The sequence below is a fragment of the Pectobacterium polonicum genome, assembly GCF_005497185.1.
Lineage (GTDB): Bacteria > Pseudomonadota > Gammaproteobacteria > Enterobacterales > Enterobacteriaceae > Pectobacterium > Pectobacterium polonicum.
Genome location: NZ_RJTN01000009.1, coordinates 103,597 through 121,912, shown reverse-complemented (window position 1 = coordinate 121,912; position 18,316 = coordinate 103,597). Strand labels below are relative to the sequence as shown.

Genomic DNA, 18,316 nt, shown 5'->3' with positions numbered 1-18,316 from the left:
ATGTGATTTTTTATGACGGACATCCTTGTCCGTCACCCTACGGGCCGTCGCAAGCGACGTTGAAAAACGTTCCCGACGTTTTTTTATGACGGACATCCTTGTCCGTCACCCTACGGCCGTTGCGCAGCGTATAGAAATGAGTAAATGAGGAAAATGATCTCCGCACGGCGGGAACCGTGCGGAGATAAAGGAAAGGATTAACGCTCGGCGCGTTTGTTCACCCAGACGTTGATCAGCATAGTAATGACCAGAATGCTGGCGACGACGCCCAGAGAAATGGCTACCGGAATATGGAAGATATCGATGAGCAGCATCTTAATACCGATGAAAATCAGGATAACGGCCAGACCATATTTCAGCAACGAGAAGCGTTCAGCCACGCCAGCCAGCAGGAAGTACATGGCACGCAGGCCCAGAATTGCGAACAGGTTCGACGTTAGGACAATGAAGGGATCGGTCGTGACGGCGAAAATTGCTGGGATACTGTCAACGGCGAAAATCACGTCGCTGATTTCAACCATAATCAGCACCAGAAACAGCGGCGTGGCATACAGCAGACCGTTACGGCGCACGAAGAACCGTTCATTCTCGATGCTGTCCGTCATGCGCAGATGGCTACGCAGCCAGCGCACCAGCGGCTTATCGCCTATTGCCCCGTCTCCCTCTTTAGCCAGCGCCATTTTAAGACCGGTGAACAACAGAAACGCGCCAAACACATAGAGCAGCCACTGGAACTGTGTGACCAGCCAACTGCCGCCAAACACCATCAGCGTTCTGAGAACGATGGCACCCAGCACGCCGTAAATCAGCACGCGACGTTGGTATTGTGGGGGAACCGCGAAGTAGCCGAAGAGCATCAACCAGACGAAGACGTTATCGACGGCGAGGGCTTTCTCGATCAAATAACCGGTCAGGAACGCCAGCGACTGGGCGTTGGCAACGTCGCGGCCCAACGTGCCGTCCAGATACCACCAGAAACCGGCGTTGAACAGCAGAGAGAGTGTGACCCAGATGATAGACCAGACGGCAGCCTGTTTGAACGTCATGACCGTCGACCCTTTACGCCCTTGATAGAGCAGGTCGATGGCCAGCATCACAATAACAATGGCAGCGAAGCTGCCCCATAACCAGGGTGTGCCAATGGTGTGCATAGCAAGCTCCTAAAATAGAAACAAAAACGGCCAACATCGGAAGGACGCTGGCCGCTCATGATTAAAGCTGCAAATGCACCTCGCCTTCCGGCAAGGTCTCACTTACAACGTTAATGAAGCTGTCTCATCAAGAATCAAGCTTTTCATCAAAGTTGCCCAGTAACCGGATGCGAAACGCATCGTAATGACGATTAGCTGGCGGAAAAGTTACTCCCCTTTGCCTGACAGAAGATAGGTGAAAAGATGATCTTGGTCAAATAATTATCACCGTCTTACTCGGCATTTCCCGGCGCTGTGGCATCGGCTGGAAATACGACACCGGTTTGGCGGCGAATTTCTGTCAGCAGCCCAGCGACGGTGCGTGAGCGCGCCAATTCCGCATGGTTAATATCGCCGTCGTTCACCAACGTGGCAAAGACTTCGGCTTCGTACAGCATGCTATTGATATGCTGCGGCTGGCTGAGATCCAACTGCTTGCCTTCGCGCGGGATGAATTTCACGTTATGGCACTCGGAGAGCTTTTCAATCACCAGCGAGCCGTCTTCCCCCTGAATTTCACTGGGGATGGCAGAGTGGCTGACTTTGGAATGAATGATGGTCACATCGAAGTCGCCGTAATTCAGGGTAATACTGCCATGCGCATCTACGCCGCTTTCCAGCAGCGTCGCGCTAGCCTGCGTGGTGCATGGTTCTCCCCACAGGGCCACGGCGAAGGCCAGGCAGTAGTAGCCGATATCCATAATGGAACCGTTGGAGAACGCTGGGTTGAACGTATTCGGATTCTCGCCTGCCAGATAGCGTGGGTAGCGTGAAGAATATTGGCAGTAATTCAGCACCACTTTACGTAGTCTGCCGACTTTCGGCAGTGCCTGCTGTATCACCTCGAAGTTAGGCAGGCTGGCGGTTTTGAACGCTTCAAAGAGCACAACCTGATTTTCTCTGGCACAGGCGATCATTTGTTCGACTTCATGGCGGTTGGATGCCAGCGGTTTTTCACAGATGACGTGCTTGCCGTGGCTCAGGAAAAGCAGCGCCTGTTCGCAATGCAGTGAGTTAGGGCTGGCCAGATACACCGCGTCGATAAGGTCGGATTTCGCCATGGCGTCCAGTGAATCAAAGAGCGTATCCACCATGTAATCGGCTTGAAACGGCTGTGCTTTTTCTGCCGTTCGGGAATAGATGGCGGTGAGCTTCAGTTTGCCGGTTTCATGGGCAGCATCAACAAACTGACGGGTGATCCAACTGGTGCCTACAATAGCGAAGCGAATCATAAATGTTTGGTATCCTGAGGGCATCGGTGATGAATAGGCAGATTATCACGGTGAAATGACAAGGCAACGTCAATCATTTCCTTTTCTGGCAGAGAAAAGCATTTACTGATGGGCTATTTTAAGGGATAAACAGCGCAAATTTTATGATGTAGGAGAGGCGAATGAGCCAACTCGAATTGGAAACGTGCAACCTGACGTTGGTGCGTTACCCTCAGGTCGCTGAAAACTCGGCGCTACAGGCGTGGGATGCCGCAGATGAATATCTGCTGCGTGAGCTGGCTAGCATGGAGATCGCGCCGGGGCCGCGCCTGATTTTCAACGATACGTTTGGTGCGCTGGCCTGCGGCTTGCAGGCGCAATCACCTGTCAGTATCAGCGACTCTTATCTCAGCCAACTGGCGACGCGGCATAATCTGGAACTGAACGGCTATGATGCCAATGCGGTAACGCTGCTGGATAGCATGGCTGAGCTACCCGATGCGCCCGCGCTGGTGGTAATGAAGATACCCAAAACGATCGCGCTGCTGGAACATCAGTTGAGAATGTTGCGTAAGGTCGTCACGCCGCAAACGCGTATTATTGCCGGGGCGAAGGCGCGGGATATTCATACCTCTACGCTGCAATTGTTTGAGCGCGTGATGGGGCCGACGAAAACCTCGCTGGCCTGGAAAAAGGCGCGTCTGGTTCACTGTGAGTGGGCGGAGCTCAAAGTCAGTGAGCAGTCACTTACTACTGAGTGGGAGCTGGATGGTTACGGCTATCGCATTCAAAACCACGCTAACGTGTATTCGCGTAATGGGTTGGATATCGGCGCACGTTTCTTTATGCAGCATTTGCCGGAACAGATAGACGGCAAGATCGTCGATCTCGGCTGTGGCAACGGTGTCATTGGGCTGGCCGCACTGAAAGCCAACCCGGAGGCTACCGTCGGCTTCTTTGACGAATCCTACATGGCCGTCGCCTCGAGCCAGATGAACGTTGAGGTTAACTGTCCGCAGGATATCGATCGCTGTAGCTTCACAGTGAACAACGGATTGTCCCGTGTTAGGCGCGATACGTTGCAGGCGGTGCTGTGTAACCCGCCTTTCCACCAGCAGCAGGCGGTGACGGACGAAATCGCCTGGCAGATGTTTATGGATGCCCGCCGTTGCCTTCAGGTTGGTGGTGAACTACGCATTGTGGGCAATCGCCATCTGGATTACTTCCACAAGCTGAAGCGCCTGTTCGGCAACTGTGAAACCATTGCCAGCAACACCAAGTTCGCCGTGCTGCGTGCGGTGAAAACGGGGTCGTCCCGCTAAGCTGAATTTGTCTATACCCTAAATAATTCGAGTTTCAGGAAGGCGGCAAGCGAAGGAATCCCGATGAGCTTACTCAGGTAAGTGATTCGGGTGAGTGAACGCAGCCAACGCACATGCAACTTGAAGTATGACGGGTATAAATTATAGCGTTAACGCCAGCCGGGTAGCCTGATCGATTGCCCGGCGAGCGTCTAATTCCTGTGCCACATCAGCACCGCCAATCAGATGAACATGGCACCCGGCAGCCAGTAAGGGGTCATACAGTTTTCGGTTAGGCTCCTGACCAGCACAAATAATGATGTTATCCACGGGCAGGCAGCGCATTTGCTGGTCATGGATAATATGCAGCCCTTCATCATCAATACGGTGATATTCCACGCCGCCCAGCATCGTCACGCCGTGGCGCAGCAGGGTAGTGCGGTGTATCCAACCTGTCGTTTTGCCCAGGTTTTCGCCGGGTTTGCCCGCCTTCCGCTGTAATAAGGTCATGTCCCGCTGGTGAGGAAGCTCGCCAGATCGATGGGGCAGCAGACCGCCCCGGTGTTGTAGCTGTTTATCGATACCCCATTCCGCATAAAAATCATTGTGTTCAGGCTGAGAAGGAGGGGAATTAAGGTGATGATGGCGGCTGGGAAGGTGCTTTTCAGTTAAAAGGTAGTGTGCAGTATCAAAACCGATGCCGCCTGCGCCGATAATGGCTACTCGCTTACCGACGGGCTTTTTATCACGCAGTACGTCCAGATAGCTCAGCACGCTAGGGTGATCGATGCCTGCAATCGCGGGGATACGTGGCACAATGCCAGATGCCAGTATTACATCATCAAAACCGAGCAAATCCGTGGCCGTTGCCTGCGTGCTCAGGCGGAGCGTGACGCCAAGCAATTCTAGCTGGCGGCGGTAGTAGCGCAGCGTTTCATAAAATTCCGCTTTACCGGGGATCTGTTTGGCAATATTGAACTGCCCGCCAATATAGGAAGATGCTTCAAACAGTGTGACCTGATGGCCGCGTGCGGCCGCGTTGACGGCAAAGGCCATGCCTGCGGGCCCTGCGCCGACCACTGCAAAGCGTTTACTGACCCGCGCAAGCTGGATAGGTAGTTCAGTCTCGTGGCAGGCACGCGGGTTAACCAGACAAGATGTGACCTTACCCGCGAAAATCTGATCGAGGCAGGCCTGATTGCAGCCGATACAGGTATTGATTTCATCGGCGCGTCCCGACTGCGCTTTTGCCACCAGTTCAGCATCGGCGAGAAAAGGGCGAGCCATCGATACCATGTCGGCGCAGCCCTCGGCCAGCAGTTGTTCCGCCACGCCGGGATCGTTGATACGATTGGTGGTAATCAGCGGGATACGGACTTTCCCCATCAGTTTCTGCGTCACCCAGCCGAAGGCACCGCGTGGCACCAGCGTGGCGATAGTTGGAATGCGCGCTTCATGCCAGCCAATGCCAGTGTTGATAAGAGTGGCCCCCGCCTGCTCAATGGCCTGCGCCAGTTGCACAATTTCCTGCCAGCTTGAACCTTCTTCTATCAGATCGAGCATGGATAAGCGGTAAATCAGGATGAAGTCAGACCCTGTTTGCTCTCGCACGGCACGGACAATCTCAAGTGCAAAACGGCAGCGGCGTTGAAAATCACCGCCCCATTCATCGTCACGATGATTAGTGTGTGCCACCAGAAACTGATTAATCAGATAGCCTTCCGAACCCATGATTTCCACGCCATCGTAACCTGCCTGCTGCGCCAGCACGGCGCAATGAGCAAAGTCGTCGATGGTTTGCATAATATCCTGCGTGCTCATTGCCCGTGGCGCAAAGCGGTTAATCGGTGCCTGAATGGCGGACGGCGCTACCGGGTCGGGCTGATAGCTGTAGCGCCCCGCGTGGAGAATTTGCAGCGCAATTTTTCCGCCTGCGTCGTGTACCGCCTGCGTGAGTACCTGATGATGCGCCACCTGTGCTTCGTTATGTAGGGTCGCGCCCCCTTTGGCGACGGCTCCCTTGGCGTTTGGCGCAATACCGCCTGTAACAATCAAACCCACGCCGCCCAGCGCCCGCTCACGGTAAAATGCTGCCAGCCTTTCTGCGCCGTCCGGGTGTTCTTCCAAACCGGTATGCATGGAACCCATCACTACGCGGTTCTTTAACGTGGTGAAGCCAAGATCGAGTGGGGCAAGCAGCATAGGGTAGGCAGTCATTGCACTCTCCGGTGAAGTTAACTGGTCTGATGAGTTATGGTGTTCAATCTAGCGGTAATTGAGTGAGTTGTGAAATTTATGTTTGTTTATTGTGAGTGAAGTCATTGCTAATCGTAGGGAGAAGTACGAGTCGGCAAGGGATCGCGTGCTGGAGTGTTTGTTGTCAGGGGCGTGTGACATTATAATCCGCGGGTTTATTGGGCAAAGGTATCGTTATGCGGGTGGAAGAGTTGGAATATCGGCTGGATAGCGCGCTTCGGGCGTTAGAGCAAAGCGTTCAGCGTCAGCAGCAGACGTGGCGACAGGAACATCACTCCCTTCATCAGCAACTGCTTCAGGCGAGAGAGCGTGACGCTTACCTTTGCACGCAGATTGAACGGCTCTCTGCGCAGTTGAGCGCGATGGATAGCTCGCCGGAGCGAAATCCGCTGATTCAGAAAATGAAAGTCATTCATGCCCATCTTGATGTGTTGGCACAAGAGGCCACGGCCTTTAGGCGCTCGCTTCGATAATTTCACGGCCGGTATTTTTCAGCTATTTAGCCCGTGGTGCTGTAAAAAAGCATCAAGGGTAGAGTCGCAAAGCAATATCGCGGCGCGGTGTTAACGCAATGCTTCCGCTTTCTTACACAATTCCTCCTCATTCTCCACAATTGCCGCAAATGTGGAGCTGACACTTGCAGAGATTTACCCTTGCTCTAATTAACTGAAGGTGTCGAGCCTATACTTTCTCTCGTAGCACGGCACTCGCCGTCGATAAGTTAATTCAGAGAGAGGAATAGAATATGCGTAAACTCACTGCAATGCTGGTTGCTTCTTCTTTGGCATTGGGCGCGGCAGGCCTCGCGCATGCTAATGACGCACCGAAAGGCCCGGCATCAGAACACAAGATGATGATGAAAGAGGGTCGTGAGCACCGTGGCATGATGGGGCCGGATGCGATGTTTAAGGAGCTGAATTTGACGGAAGCGCAGAAGCAGCAAATTAAAGACATCATGAAAGATTCACGCGAGAAAATGCATAAAGCGATGCAGGACGATCGTCGTGAGATGCATAGCCTGGTCGCATCAGAGACGTTTGATGCCGCAAAAGCGCAGGCGCAATTGGATAAAGCTGACGCTGCACACAAGGCCAGAATGCTTAATGGACTGGAAACCAAAAACAAAATTTACAACGTTCTGACGCCAGAGCAGAAGAAACAGTACAACGACAGCTTTGAAAAGCGGCTGACTCAACCGCCAAAACCTGATGGCAAGCCAACTCCTGCGGAATAACGCATTATTTATGAATTCGCGCTAGACCTGAAATAAATGCCCCAAGACCACCGGACTGATGGGCTGCTAGCAAGCAGTGCATCAGCCCGGTGGTTTTTTTATTTTTTCCCTTAAGCATCGTGCTGAGTAGGGAAATGATTAATGCTATTCTCCCGTAGATGAAGCGGGTGGACCTATCGGGTAGCGGGCGGCAAAGGGCAGATGAATAACGATTTGATGTTGAAAACTAAAAAGTTCATGCCGTTTTTATTTCTGACCACCCTAATCGTGAGCTGTATGGGATTTCGATTTCGCGTGCTGGATGAGTTATCGCTGTTTTGGCCCGCGAATATTTTAGTTTTTTGTCTCATGGTTAGCTTCAGGGTCAGAAAAGGGACGATAAACGCTAAAACGCTCTCTATCTGTATGGGGTTTTTGGTGAGTTATGCCGCGATGCTGTTGGCGGCGTTACTGATGGACAATAACTCACCGTTAAAAACCAAGGTGCTATTGTGCTTGTGTAATATGGTCTTTGTAGTGACCGCCTGGTGTGCCTTTTGCCTGATGTGTCGGTTTACCGGAAAGTGGTCCACATTTGAAAAATTTAGCAAATATTACGTCTATATTATTTTCGCTTCGACGTTTTTAGGCGCTTTCTCATCCGGTGTGGCATATGGTTTTTATGCCTATGTTTACGATACGGGTAACCGCTATGACGAGTTTATGGACTGGTTCAGTGAGCAACTGGGCACCGGCATTATCCTCGCGTTCTTTTTCCTGCGGGGTAAAGACATCCTGCGGGTGCTGCGAAATATTCCGCTATGCCCTAAGCACGTCAGAGAAAATTTTTTTCCTTTCCTGGTCTTTATTATTTTCCTCTTGGTTAGCCTATTTTTTCTGGATGCCAGCCTGATTACGCTGTCCGTTATTCCGCTCACGTTGTGTGCATTCAACTACTCTTTCCCTGTGATGTCGTTACTCTGTGCGATAACGGGTGTAATACTGAATTATCTCTATATTAATCAAGTCGGTATCCTCATCAATTCAAATTCTGAAGCGTACATTAATTCGTTTCTCACCACGGCGCGGCTGAATATCGCGATGTTAATTATGGCGATGTTAAGCGTCTCTCATTTTGTCTCGATGAACCGGCGACTGATTAAAATCATCGAAAGCAATAGCCTGAAGGATGCGCTGACCAATACCTTCAATCGCCGCGCTTTCCTCAGTATGCTGAACGGAAGGCAGGGCATGCTGATGAATAAGAAAAAGCGCCAATTAACGCTGCTATTTCTGGATATCGATTATTTTAAGCAGGTTAATGATACCTATGGGCACGCCTGCGGTGATGAACTGATCGCCAGCTTTGCCCGTATGCTGAGCACCACTATTCGGCCGAACGACATTCTTTGCCGCTGGGGTGGTGAGGAGTTCGTGATTGCGGCTTATGACCTGACGGCTGAGCAGTCTGAAGAGATGGCCGAAGCGCTGCGGCATCTTACGGAATCCACGGCGCTTACGCTGTCCGATGGCCGGGCAATCCATTTTACGACCAGCATTGGTGTTGCCATTTTTTCCCAGTATGAAGGCGGCAATATTTACGATCTGATCGGTCTGGCGGACGAGCAGTTGTATAAGGCGAAGGCGCAGGGACGTAACCGCGTTTGCATACGCCTGGTCGAGGGAGCCTGAATCTTTTCTTGACCTTCCCCTTACAGGAACGTCTACCCTCAAAAAGCACTGTGACTGATTGAGAGGTGATGATGAAGAGTGTCCATTTTTTATTAACGGCGACCTTGCTGGTGCCGTTTTTCTCGCTGGCGGCCGACAGCGCCCATAGCGGCCATGGTACAACGAACGATGTGTCGCCCTCCCAGCAGGCGTATGCGCAAGGGATGGATGCGATGCATACTGAGATGATGGAAGGTATGCAGTCCAGCGATCCTGATATTGCCTTTGCTAAAGGGATGATTGCGCACCACCGCGGTGCGATTGATATGGCAAAAACGGAACTGCAATACGGTAAAGACCCGGAATTGCGTAAGCTGGCGGAAGAGATTATCAAAGCCCAGCAGCCGGAGATCGACCAAATGGAAGCCTGGCTGAAGAAGCAGGGCAAGCCTTAATCGGCACTATCCATTCGTGTCCGAACCACGCTACCGATGTGCAGGGTTGTTAGATCGGTAGCGCTATCCACCTGCTAATTTTTGAGCAGAGCCTGAGAAGTTTTTAGCTAATTAAACGAAATTTAGTGACAGTTTTCACAGAATAAAACGGAGAGATAGCTTTCTTAGCATTAACTTGTTAGAAAGCAGGCAAAGGACGTCACCAGAATATTCTGGGCGAGACCTGGATAAAGCCGCGTATAGCACGCGTTTTTATCCAGGTTTTTTTTTGCTTATTTTCCAGCTGGCCAGCGGATAACAGGCGGGATGACGTGTATTGGGCAGTTGCAGCCATTGACGAAACGGGAAGTCATTATGAATAGCAAAGTGCTAGCTGAAAATATTTTGAGGTTGGTCGGGGGAGAGGCGAATGTCTCCACCCTGGTTCATTGTGCAACACGCTTGCGCTTTAAGATTGTTGACCATGGCAAAGTCGATATGGCTGCGCTGGAAGCACTGGAAGGTGTCATTACGGTCATCAATGCTTCAGGGCAGTTGCAGGTGGTTATCGGAAACCGAGTGCCGGAAGTGTACCGCGCTTTTGGTTCGATCTCTAAACTGCTGGAGGACGGCGACGGGAAACGCCAGACGGCGGAAAGCGAGCAATCGACCTCGGCTATGGGACGGTTGATCGATCTGGTTGCCGGGATCTTTACCCCATTATTGGGTGCGATGGCGGCGGCGGGGGTGCTGAAAGGCGCGCTATCCATCGTGCTGGCGCTCGGGTGGCTCAATGCCAAGGAAAGCACCTATGTCATCCTACATGCGGCGTCCGACAGCCTGTTCTACTTCCTGCCGATGCTGTTGGCGATTACCGCCGCGCGTAAATTTGAAACCAACATTTTTGTGGCGGTGTCGGTTGCTGGCGCGCTGGTTTACCCGACGATTCAGGGGTTGTTTGATGCTGGTCAGCCTGTAACGTTCTTCGGTCTGCCGGTCGTGATGATGAAATACACCTCCTCGGTGATTCCGATTATCTTCAGCGTATGGCTGATGTCATATATCGAGCGTTTCCTGAATCGCCATATTCACGAAAGCGTGCGCAATATTCTGACGCCGTTCTTCCTGCTGGTGTTGATGGTGCCGCTTACGCTGATGACCATCGGGCCGATTGGTATTTCGGCCAGTAAGCTCATTGCGTCGGTGTTTGTCAGTATCTATGAATTTAATCCAATTCTTGCCGGGGCGTTGATGGCGGCGTCGTGGCAGATCTTAGTGATCTTTGGCGTTCACTGGGGATTCGTCACCGTATTCATCAACGATCTCTCCGTCATGGGGCACAGCTACCTTAAAGCGGCATCTAGCCCGTCTGTCTTTGCTCAATCCGGTGCGTTATTGGGCGTGATGGTGCGAACCAAAGATAAAAAACTTAAAGCGCTGGCAGGTAGTACCTTTATCGCATCGCTGTTTGGCATCACGGAGCCCGGTGTCTACGGCGTAACGCTGAAGCTGAAAAAACCGTTTATCTGTGCAGTGATCGCCGCGGCAATCGGGGGCGCTATCGCGGGCTATGCGAAAAGCTCGGCGGTTTCCATGGGGATGCCTGGGTTGCTGACACTGCCGATTTTCTATGGTGAAGGCTTCGTTGGGTTCCTCATCGGCTGTGCTATCGCATTTGTCGCAAGTTTTGTGCTGACTATTGTGGTTGGGTTTGATGATCCAACCCCGCCAGCCGGGAAAGTGCCGGCACCTGCCACTGCGCCGGCAGCGACCTCCACTTCAACGACCGCATCCACTACATCCAGTGCATCGACAACCTCGGCTGCTGGCGCGAACGTGATGCCATCGACAATACCGTTGGCAGAGGCTCCCGCCACGGCAGAGCAACTGGGTTCGCCCGCAAAAGGTGAACTCATTCCATTGGAAGAGGTAAACGACAAGGTGTTCTCTTCTGGTGTGGTTGGACAAGGCGTTGCCATTGTGCCGAATGAAGGCTGCATTTATTCACCGGTGGATGGCGTGATTGCCAGCACGTTTGCCAGTGGTCATGCCGTCGGAATTCGCTCGCAAAACGGTGCGGAAATTCTGATCCATGTGGGTATCAATACGGTTCAGCTGGAAGGGCAGCACTATCAAATGCGTGTTGAAGAAGGTGATGAAGTGAAGAAAGGCCAACTGCTGCTGGAATTCGATCTGGAAGCGATCAAGAAAGCGGGTTACGACATCGTGACGCCGATGGTTGTGACAAATCCTGAAGACTATCGCGTATTTGGCCTGAGTTCTGTTCGTCACCCGCAGGCTGGCGACACGATCATCGCGCTGGCGTAGCACGCGAATGGCATGACGAATGACAGGCGGCAAAGTGTGGACGCTGTCATCGGGTATCAATACGCAGGGAGGGCGGTAGTCAACGAACAAGGGAATGGCGGATTGGCCATTCCCTTGGCGGCACAACCATACGGGCGTAGTGATGAAAATAATAAGAATATTAAGCAATAATGCGGTATTGGCAGTGACTGATAAGGGGGAAGAGTGCGTCGCACTGGGGCGAGGCATTGGATTTGGCAAAAAGGATGGTGACAACGTAAATGAAGATCGGATAGACAGTCGATTTCTCAAAACCAGTAATGGACTGAATGCGTTCTTCGCTGAAATACTGGCTGATATTCCGCCTGTTTATCTGAGTATTACTGAGAAAATTATTATGCTTGCGCGGGAAGTGCTAGATATCAAATTACAGGATACGTTGTTTTTGGCATTGAATGATCATATTAATTTTTCGGTAAAACGTCATAATGAAGGGATCAAAATAAATAACCAGCTACTCTGGGAAGTTAAGCTCTTCTATCCGAGAGAGTTTTCAGTCGGATTAAGAGCGCTTGATATTATTGAAGAAAAATTGCAAGTGCGTTTGCCTGAGGATGAAGCAGGTTTTATTGCTTTCCATTTAGCGAATGCAGCAAACAATAGCAATATGGAAAGCACGATGCAAAGTGCTACGCTTATTAAGGATATTTTGACGATTGTAAAATATGACCTTAATATTAATTATGATGAAGATGCGATTGATTATCAGCGTTTTATCACACATTTAAAGTTTTTTTCATTGCGCTTATTCAATCGAACACCCGTGAGCCATGCTGATGATAGCATTTATGACGGTATCAAAGAGTTAATGCAAGTGGCTTATGCTTGTGCGATGCGCATTTTTTATTATGTCGAGAAGCATTACGAATATAAATTAACGACAGATGAAATCATGTTTTTAACGATTCACATTAATCGTCTTAGCCATCATCCTAAATAAATTTAACTGAATTTTTCAGGTGATGTTGTTCACGTTTCTAAATGGTAAAAATTGAAATGATGATCTTAGCTAATTATACTTATTTATAATTAGGACGTAACTGATTAAATTCAGGCGAAACCTATCTTGTCCGATGATTTTTTCATCTGGCTGGATAGGTTTTTTTTTACATAATAAAAATGGGGGAATGGAAAACCTACAGACTACTTGAAGGATAACAAGTTAAAAAGTGACTACTTCGCCACACCAGGGATATATCACTGTGACGTTTACTCTGTGATAACAGTCAAGAGAAATGAGGGGTAATATGATGAATAATAAAAAAATGAGAAATAAAAGGCTGACGTTCAGAAAAAAAGCCGCTGTGTTAATGTTGTTATCTTGTTACGGTCTGGCACCGGATGCGATGGCACAAAAATTAACGCTTGAGCAACGGATGGAATTGCTGGAAACACAATTAAAACAGACGCAGGAAAAGCTACAGGCTTATGAAGATAAAGAAAAAAAACAAAATTCATTAGTTAGTTCCTCTCCTGTAAATACGGTTGTTGGGTATGAAAGTGTGGCGCAACCCGCGGCAGCATTACAAGCCAAATCCACGGCTGTGGAGAGCGATCCGGTATTATCAGAATCGGCATTGAAAAAAATTAGCAAATATGTTCAGGAAGACACGGGTTTTAAATATTCGGGTTATTTCCGTACTGGCTATGCATCAACGACGAATGGTGGGCCTCAATCCTGGGCCGCAGGCTCACTGGGGCGTTTAGGCAATGAATATGACGGCTGGTATAATCTGTCATTTAAAAAACGTGCCTGGCAGGAAGGCAATAAATCAATTTGGGCTAACGTACAGTTTGAAGGTGATTTAGGATTATCTCAGAGTGATGAATCCTTTGAGAAAGGCATGGCTGGCGGTGGAATGGGAAAACTCAGCAAGTTATTTGTTGAAACGAAGGGTTTCCTGCCATTTGCACCAGAAGCGACATTCTGGATCGGTAAACACACACTGCCACAATATGAAATCCAAATGCTGGATTGGAAAGGTAGTCGGACACTTTCTGGTGCAGGTCTGGGGATTGAAAATTGGGAAATGCCTGTTGGATCATTAAGCATGGCATTGACGCGCAATGATATCGATAATTACAGTACGACCTGTACAACGGCAACATGTAGTAAAACCACCCAAGTCAATGTGAATATTGCTGAAGTTAGATATAAAGATATTCCATTGAGCAAAGATTTGTCTCTTGAATTGGGGGCGAAACACGCTTTTGCTAATCAGACTGATGAGCAAAAAGCGGCGCAATCTGCCGGTAATGACTATAAAGTCAAATCAGCCTGGTTAGGTCAGGCCATTTTACGTCACCCAGTGTTAGGCGGTTTTAATGAATTAACCGCGCAAGTTGCTAATAATTCTTTTGCTAGCCAGTTTATGAATATTTCTGGCCCAAATCCAGATTTTGACTATAAGAGCGCTTATTACGGTATTCACAGCGAAGGCATTGGCTGGAGGTTAATCAACCAAGGCGAGATATACCTGCGTGATAATGTCATCATGGCGCACTCTCTGGTATATGGCCGCGGTAATGATCTTTACTCGATCAATAATGGCGCGCACACGGATTTTGAGACAATGCGTGCGGTGATCCGTCCATCCTATATTTGGGACAGAACGAACCAGACCGCGATAGAACTTGGTTATTTTGTGCAGGAAAATACCGCTAAAAATAGTAGTTATGATGAATCCGGTTATAAAGTGACTCTGGCTCATATCCTCAAAGTGGATACCAGCCTTCTAAAATCTCGACCAGAAATTCGTTTCTACACCAGTTATCTTAAAGCGCTGGACAATGAAATTGATAAACACAGCTTTAATGATAAGAAAGATTATCAAATCAGTTTTGGTGTCCAGGCTGAAGTCGTTTTCTGATGAGGAATAACTATGTTTTTATCGACTAAAAGTATGAAATCTATTTCTCTAAGCGTTTGTTTGGCAACGACTTATGTTCCAGTATTCGCGATTGCCGCGGCGTCTTCCACGGCGGAAGAGCGCGTTGAGCAGAAAAACGTCGTCAGTGCAGAGAAAACACGCATCTTGATTCTGAGTGACATAGGCAATGAGCCGGATGACTCACAATCGCTGGTCCGGTTCTTGCTGTATAGCAATGAGTTTGATGTTGAAGGGATTGTGGCGACAACCTCAACCTGGCTGCGCGACAAGGTCAATACTCCCATGATTCATGAACGTATTGATGCTTATGAACGTGTTCTGCCTAATCTGCAAAAGCATGCACAAGGTTATCCTTCCGCTAAAGCGTTACGTGATGTTGTTCGCAGTGGGCGGGCAGGCTTCGGGATGGCGTATGTTGGCGCAGGAAAATCTACCGACGCATCGAAATTGATTATTCAGGCGGTTGATAAACGTGACGATCGCCCATTGTGGATCACCCTATGGGGTGGTGGGGTGGATTTAGCTCAGGCTCTGCATGATGTGAAAGCAGAGAGAACACCGAAAGAGGTGGATGCGTTCATTAGTAAAATCCGTGTTTATGCTATTTCCGATCAAGATAATACGGGTGCCTGGATTCGAGGAAATTTCCCACAATTGCGTTATATCACCAGTATTCATGCCTGGAATGAGTATTTTCTCTCTACGTGGGTTGGCATGTCTTCATCACGCGCGGCCGGTGGTGACATGAGTAAGGTGAATAACGAGTGGCTGGCGGAAAACATACGGCGCAAAGGCCCGTTGGGCGCAGTCTATCCTCCTTTGGAATACTCCATGGAAGGTGATTCTCCGTCATTCTTATATTTGCTTCGTACGGGTCTTGGCGATCCTGAGCATCCAGAATATGGCAGTTGGGGTGGACGTTATGGCGAAATTTCGCCAGGGAGTGAACTTGGTTTGCGTGTCAGTACATCAGATGAAGTTGTTGGTATCGATGGTAAGAAATACCGCACCGCCCCTGCGACTATCTGGCGGTGGCGTGATGCGTATCAGAACGACTTCGCTGCGCGTATGGACTGGACGTTGACGGGGGATGTGAAGAAAACGAATCATAACCCGCATCTGGTGCTGAATGGTAAGCCGGGAACGGAGATCGTTTCCTGGCAGGTGAAAGCGGGTGAGTTGGTCACGCTATCGGCGCAAGGTTCAGGTGATGTTGATGGTCACGCGGTGACCTATCGCTGGTGGCAATATAAAGAGCCGACAGCTACGGCGATGGGCGTGCACTTTGGCCCAGGTATTACGCTATCTCAGCCTGAGGGTGGAAAAACCAGCTTTGTCGCGCCAGCCGTTAAGGTTCCGACACCGTTCCACATTATTCTGGAAGGAACAGATAGCGGATCGCCAGCATTAACATCTTACCGACGTGCAATTGTGACGGTTGTCCCTTCAGAAAAGTGATAGCGTTTTTTAGGAGCCTATCCCATTAGGGCTATTTCATTGATGACGTGATGCAAGGGCTGGAAGCACTTAAGCGTCATAAGGCCGAGTTTACAACCTTGGCAGTGGTGAATATGGAAAGTGTGTTTGTGATTAACGTTGAACACACTGATTCACCAACGTGGTCGGGTAGCTCAGTGCCTGTGTCATCAATGAAACCTGTGGCGAGAATCTGATGTTGAAGTGAATGGTGATGGGGGATAACGGCTTAATGTTCGGTGAACATGGGCTGTGATCGATAAGCGCAATGCCTATGAAGAGTCGATTCGCGTGCCATTGATTGCCTCCGGGCTGGCGAGCCGTTAGCGCCGTTCCCGCGCGAATGGCTGAAAGGGTACAACCACGAGGAGATTCTCGCTGGGTTTATCCCCGATCAGGTCGGTAAAGAAGCGAAGGTGAAAGCCTCCAACGACGCGGTGAAAAAGAGTGAGCCGCTGCTGAAAGAATTAATGGATAAATAATCCACTGCAATAAATCAGACGGCGATGTATGAACACGCCGTCTGATTTTTTCTATCGTTTGATTCTCTATCTCGTTACAACGACTTCCCGTTGCTGTTAATCACATCCTGATACCAGTAGAAGCTGTCTTTGCGCCGACGTTCCAGCGTGCCTTTGCCTTCATCATCGCGATCGACATGAATAAAGCCGTAGCGTTTTGACATCTGCGCCGTGCCTGCGCTGACCAGATCGATTGGCCCCCAACTGGTGTAGCCCAGCAATTCGACGCCATCGTCAATGGCTTCACGAACCTGAATCAGATGGCGACGCAGGTAATCAATGCGGTAGCTGTCGTGAATGCTGCCGTCCTCTTCCACCACGTCGCGTGCACCCAGCCCGTTTTCCACGATGAATAGCGGCTTCTGATAGCGGTCATACAGCTCATTTAGCAGGAAGCGCAGGCCTTCGGGGTCGATCTGCCAGCCCCATTCGGACGCTTCAAGGTGCGGGTTAGGAATCAGGCGGATGATATTGCCGCGTGAAGATTGATATTTTTCCGGCTCGAAGGTCGCACAGCCGCTCATGTAATAGCTGAACGAGACAAAGTCGACGGTGTGGCTCAGGTCGTCTTTGTCCTGTGCGGTTACGGTGAGTTCGACGCCATTTTCCCGGAAATAGCGCTGAATCCAGGCCGGATAGGTGCCGCGCACCTGGACATCACCGAAGAACAGCCATTCACGGTTCTTGCTCTGCGCTTCCAGCACATCTTTCGGGTGGCAGGTCATGGGATAGCGCACCGCGCCCAGCAGCATGTTGCCAATTTTGGCATCCGGGATGATCTCGTGGCAGGCTTTTACCGCGCGTGCGCTGGCAACCAACTGGTGGTGGATAGCCTGATAAATCTCTTGCTTCGTAGGCTCGCCGCTCAGCCCGATGCCCGTAAAAGGTGAGTGCAGCGCCATGTTGATTTCATTGAAGGTCAGCCAGTGCTTCACTTTGTCTTTGTAGCGGCTGAAAACGGTACGTGCATACTTCTCAAAATGGTCGATGACGGCGCGGTTGCCCCAGCCTCCCAGCTTTTTCACCAGGCCGTACGGCATTTCATAGTGCGACAGCGTAATCAGCGGCTGGATCTGATGCTTTGCCATTTCATCGAACAGGCGATCATAGAAGGCCAAACCGGCTTCACACGGCTCTGCTTCGTCGCCTTCGGGATAAATCCGCGTCCAGGCGATGGAGGTGCGCAACACCTTGAACCCCATTTCGGCGAACAGCTGAATATCCTGCGGGTATTGATGATAAAAATCGATGGCCCGATCTTTGATGCAGCTAGTGTTCTCATCGCGCTCTGTCACCGGACCATGCACGCCCTTTAGCTGAAGATCGGAGGTGGATACGCCTTTACCGTCTTCATTCCATGCGCCTTCTACCTGGTTTGCTGCAACTGAACCGCCCCATAAAAATCCGTCGGGGAATGCTTTCATGGTATTTCTCCTCATCGTTTTCTACATCATTACGCTGCGCCGGACGCAGGTTCCGCACAGGGAACTACCGGATGACAGGCAAAAAAAAACTTGGGCAGAAGAGAGTAGTGCTACTCACCTCTGCCCAAGTCTCGCCCGCCATTGGCGGTAACGTCTTGTTAGTACACTATACAATCCTGAATCTCTGCGGCAATGCCCCCGTTTGGTTATGTGACTTCGGTCACGACATCTCTATTAAGTCGGTAGAGCGCTCAGTAATGATCTACCGGCCACAATAAATCACGTGAAGCAGCAGATGAACCAGAAGTGAACGGCTGCCCTCCGATTCTGCACCACCGTGATGCAGCTACGCGGAAAAAAA

13 protein-coding genes are annotated in these 18,316 nt (G+C 50.2%); 9 read left to right on the top strand and 4 right to left on the bottom strand.

Going from position 1 to position 18,316, the window contains the following annotated elements:
- Window positions 1-197 precede the first annotated feature (197 nt).
- Window positions 198-1,151 (bottom strand): TerC family protein, encoded by a 954-nt coding sequence (locus EDI29_RS11520; RefSeq protein ID WP_137741025.1) that lies wholly within the window; start codon window positions 1,149-1,151, stop codon window positions 198-200.
- A 272-nt stretch (window positions 1,152-1,423) separates the two neighbouring features.
- Window positions 1,424-2,422, bottom strand: a complete 999-nt coding sequence (locus EDI29_RS11515; protein WP_137741024.1) for a Gfo/Idh/MocA family protein — start codon at window positions 2,420-2,422, stop codon at window positions 1,424-1,426.
- A 161-nt stretch (window positions 2,423-2,583) separates the two neighbouring features.
- Between EDI29_RS11515 and rlmG the strand changes: the two genes are divergently transcribed.
- Complete coding sequence (gene rlmG / locus EDI29_RS11510) at window positions 2,584-3,723, top strand: 23S rRNA (guanine(1835)-N(2))-methyltransferase RlmG (RefSeq protein ID WP_137741023.1); 1,140 nt, start codon at window positions 2,584-2,586, stop codon at window positions 3,721-3,723.
- Between the two features lie 141 nt (window positions 3,724-3,864).
- Here the strand turns inward: rlmG and EDI29_RS11505 are convergent, their stop codons facing one another.
- Window positions 3,865-5,919, bottom strand: a complete 2,055-nt coding sequence (locus EDI29_RS11505) for an NADPH-dependent 2,4-dienoyl-CoA reductase (protein WP_137741022.1) — start codon at window positions 5,917-5,919, stop codon at window positions 3,865-3,867.
- Between the two features lie 215 nt (window positions 5,920-6,134).
- Here EDI29_RS11505 and EDI29_RS11500 point away from each other — a divergent pair, with 215 nt between their 5' ends.
- The 8 genes from EDI29_RS11500 (at window position 6,135) to EDI29_RS11465 (ending at window position 15,992) form a co-directional block, all read left to right on the top strand.
- A complete protein-coding gene (locus EDI29_RS11500; protein WP_137741021.1) occupies window positions 6,135-6,431 on the top strand; it encodes a hypothetical protein in 297 nt (98 codons plus the stop codon).
- 272 nt (window positions 6,432-6,703) lie between these two features.
- Entirely contained in the window at window positions 6,704-7,192 is a 489-nt protein-coding gene (gene spy / locus EDI29_RS11495) for an ATP-independent periplasmic protein-refolding chaperone Spy (RefSeq protein ID WP_137741020.1), read from the top strand.
- Between the two features lie 201 nt (window positions 7,193-7,393).
- Window positions 7,394-8,863, top strand: coding sequence for a GGDEF domain-containing protein (locus EDI29_RS11490; protein WP_137741019.1), 1,470 nt, complete (start codon window positions 7,394-7,396; stop codon window positions 8,861-8,863).
- A 71-nt stretch (window positions 8,864-8,934) separates the two neighbouring features.
- On the top strand, window positions 8,935-9,297 hold the full coding sequence (gene copM, locus EDI29_RS11485) for a CopM family metallochaperone (RefSeq protein ID WP_137741053.1): 363 nt from the start codon (window positions 8,935-8,937) through the stop codon (window positions 9,295-9,297).
- 354 nt (window positions 9,298-9,651) lie between these two features.
- Window positions 9,652-11,604, top strand: a complete 1,953-nt coding sequence (locus EDI29_RS11480; protein ID WP_137741018.1) for a beta-glucoside-specific PTS transporter subunit IIABC — start codon at window positions 9,652-9,654, stop codon at window positions 11,602-11,604.
- 142 nt (window positions 11,605-11,746) lie between these two features.
- Window positions 11,747-12,583, top strand: a complete 837-nt coding sequence (gene licT / locus EDI29_RS11475) for a BglG family transcription antiterminator LicT (RefSeq protein ID WP_137741052.1) — start codon at window positions 11,747-11,749, stop codon at window positions 12,581-12,583.
- Between the two features lie 307 nt (window positions 12,584-12,890).
- Window positions 12,891-14,513, top strand: a complete 1,623-nt coding sequence (locus EDI29_RS11470) for a carbohydrate porin (protein WP_137741017.1) — start codon at window positions 12,891-12,893, stop codon at window positions 14,511-14,513.
- 12 nt (window positions 14,514-14,525) lie between these two features.
- Window positions 14,526-15,992 (top strand): DUF1593 domain-containing protein, encoded by a 1,467-nt coding sequence (locus tag EDI29_RS11465; protein WP_137741016.1) that lies wholly within the window; start codon window positions 14,526-14,528, stop codon window positions 15,990-15,992.
- A gap of 574 nt (window positions 15,993-16,566) precedes the next feature.
- Here the strand turns inward: EDI29_RS11465 and EDI29_RS11455 are convergent.
- Window positions 16,567-17,955, bottom strand: coding sequence for a glycoside hydrolase family 1 protein (locus EDI29_RS11455; protein ID WP_137741015.1), 1,389 nt, complete (start codon window positions 17,953-17,955; stop codon window positions 16,567-16,569).
- Window positions 17,956-18,316: the final 361 nt, after the last annotated feature.

Excerpts from the sequence above, each read along its gene's own strand:
- EDI29_RS11455 (WP_137741015.1), bottom strand. The coding sequence starts at position 17,955 with ATGAAAGCATTCCCCGACGGATTTTTATGGGGCGGTTCAGTTGCAGCA.
- EDI29_RS11465 (WP_137741016.1), top strand. The coding sequence starts at position 14,526 with ATGTTTTTATCGACTAAAAGTATGAAATCTATTTCTCTAAGCGTTTGT.
- EDI29_RS11470 (WP_137741017.1), top strand. The coding sequence starts at position 12,891 with ATGATGAATAATAAAAAAATGAGAAATAAAAGGCTGACGTTCAGAAAA.
- licT (WP_137741052.1), top strand. The coding sequence starts at position 11,747 with ATGAAAATAATAAGAATATTAAGCAATAATGCGGTATTGGCAGTGACT.
- EDI29_RS11500 (WP_137741021.1), top strand. The coding sequence starts at position 6,135 with ATGCGGGTGGAAGAGTTGGAATATCGGCTGGATAGCGCGCTTCGGGCG.
- spy (WP_137741020.1), top strand. The coding sequence starts at position 6,704 with ATGCGTAAACTCACTGCAATGCTGGTTGCTTCTTCTTTGGCATTGGGC.
- EDI29_RS11520 (WP_137741025.1), bottom strand. The coding sequence starts at position 1,151 with ATGCACACCATTGGCACACCCTGGTTATGGGGCAGCTTCGCTGCCATT.
- copM (WP_137741053.1), top strand. The coding sequence starts at position 8,935 with ATGAAGAGTGTCCATTTTTTATTAACGGCGACCTTGCTGGTGCCGTTT.
- EDI29_RS11480 (WP_137741018.1), top strand. The coding sequence starts at position 9,652 with ATGAATAGCAAAGTGCTAGCTGAAAATATTTTGAGGTTGGTCGGGGGA.
- EDI29_RS11505 (WP_137741022.1), bottom strand. The coding sequence starts at position 5,919 with ATGACTGCCTACCCTATGCTGCTTGCCCCACTCGATCTTGGCTTCACC.
- EDI29_RS11490 (WP_137741019.1), top strand. The coding sequence starts at position 7,394 with ATGAATAACGATTTGATGTTGAAAACTAAAAAGTTCATGCCGTTTTTA.
- EDI29_RS11515 (WP_137741024.1), bottom strand. The coding sequence starts at position 2,422 with ATGATTCGCTTCGCTATTGTAGGCACCAGTTGGATCACCCGTCAGTTT.
- rlmG (WP_137741023.1), top strand. The coding sequence starts at position 2,584 with ATGAGCCAACTCGAATTGGAAACGTGCAACCTGACGTTGGTGCGTTAC.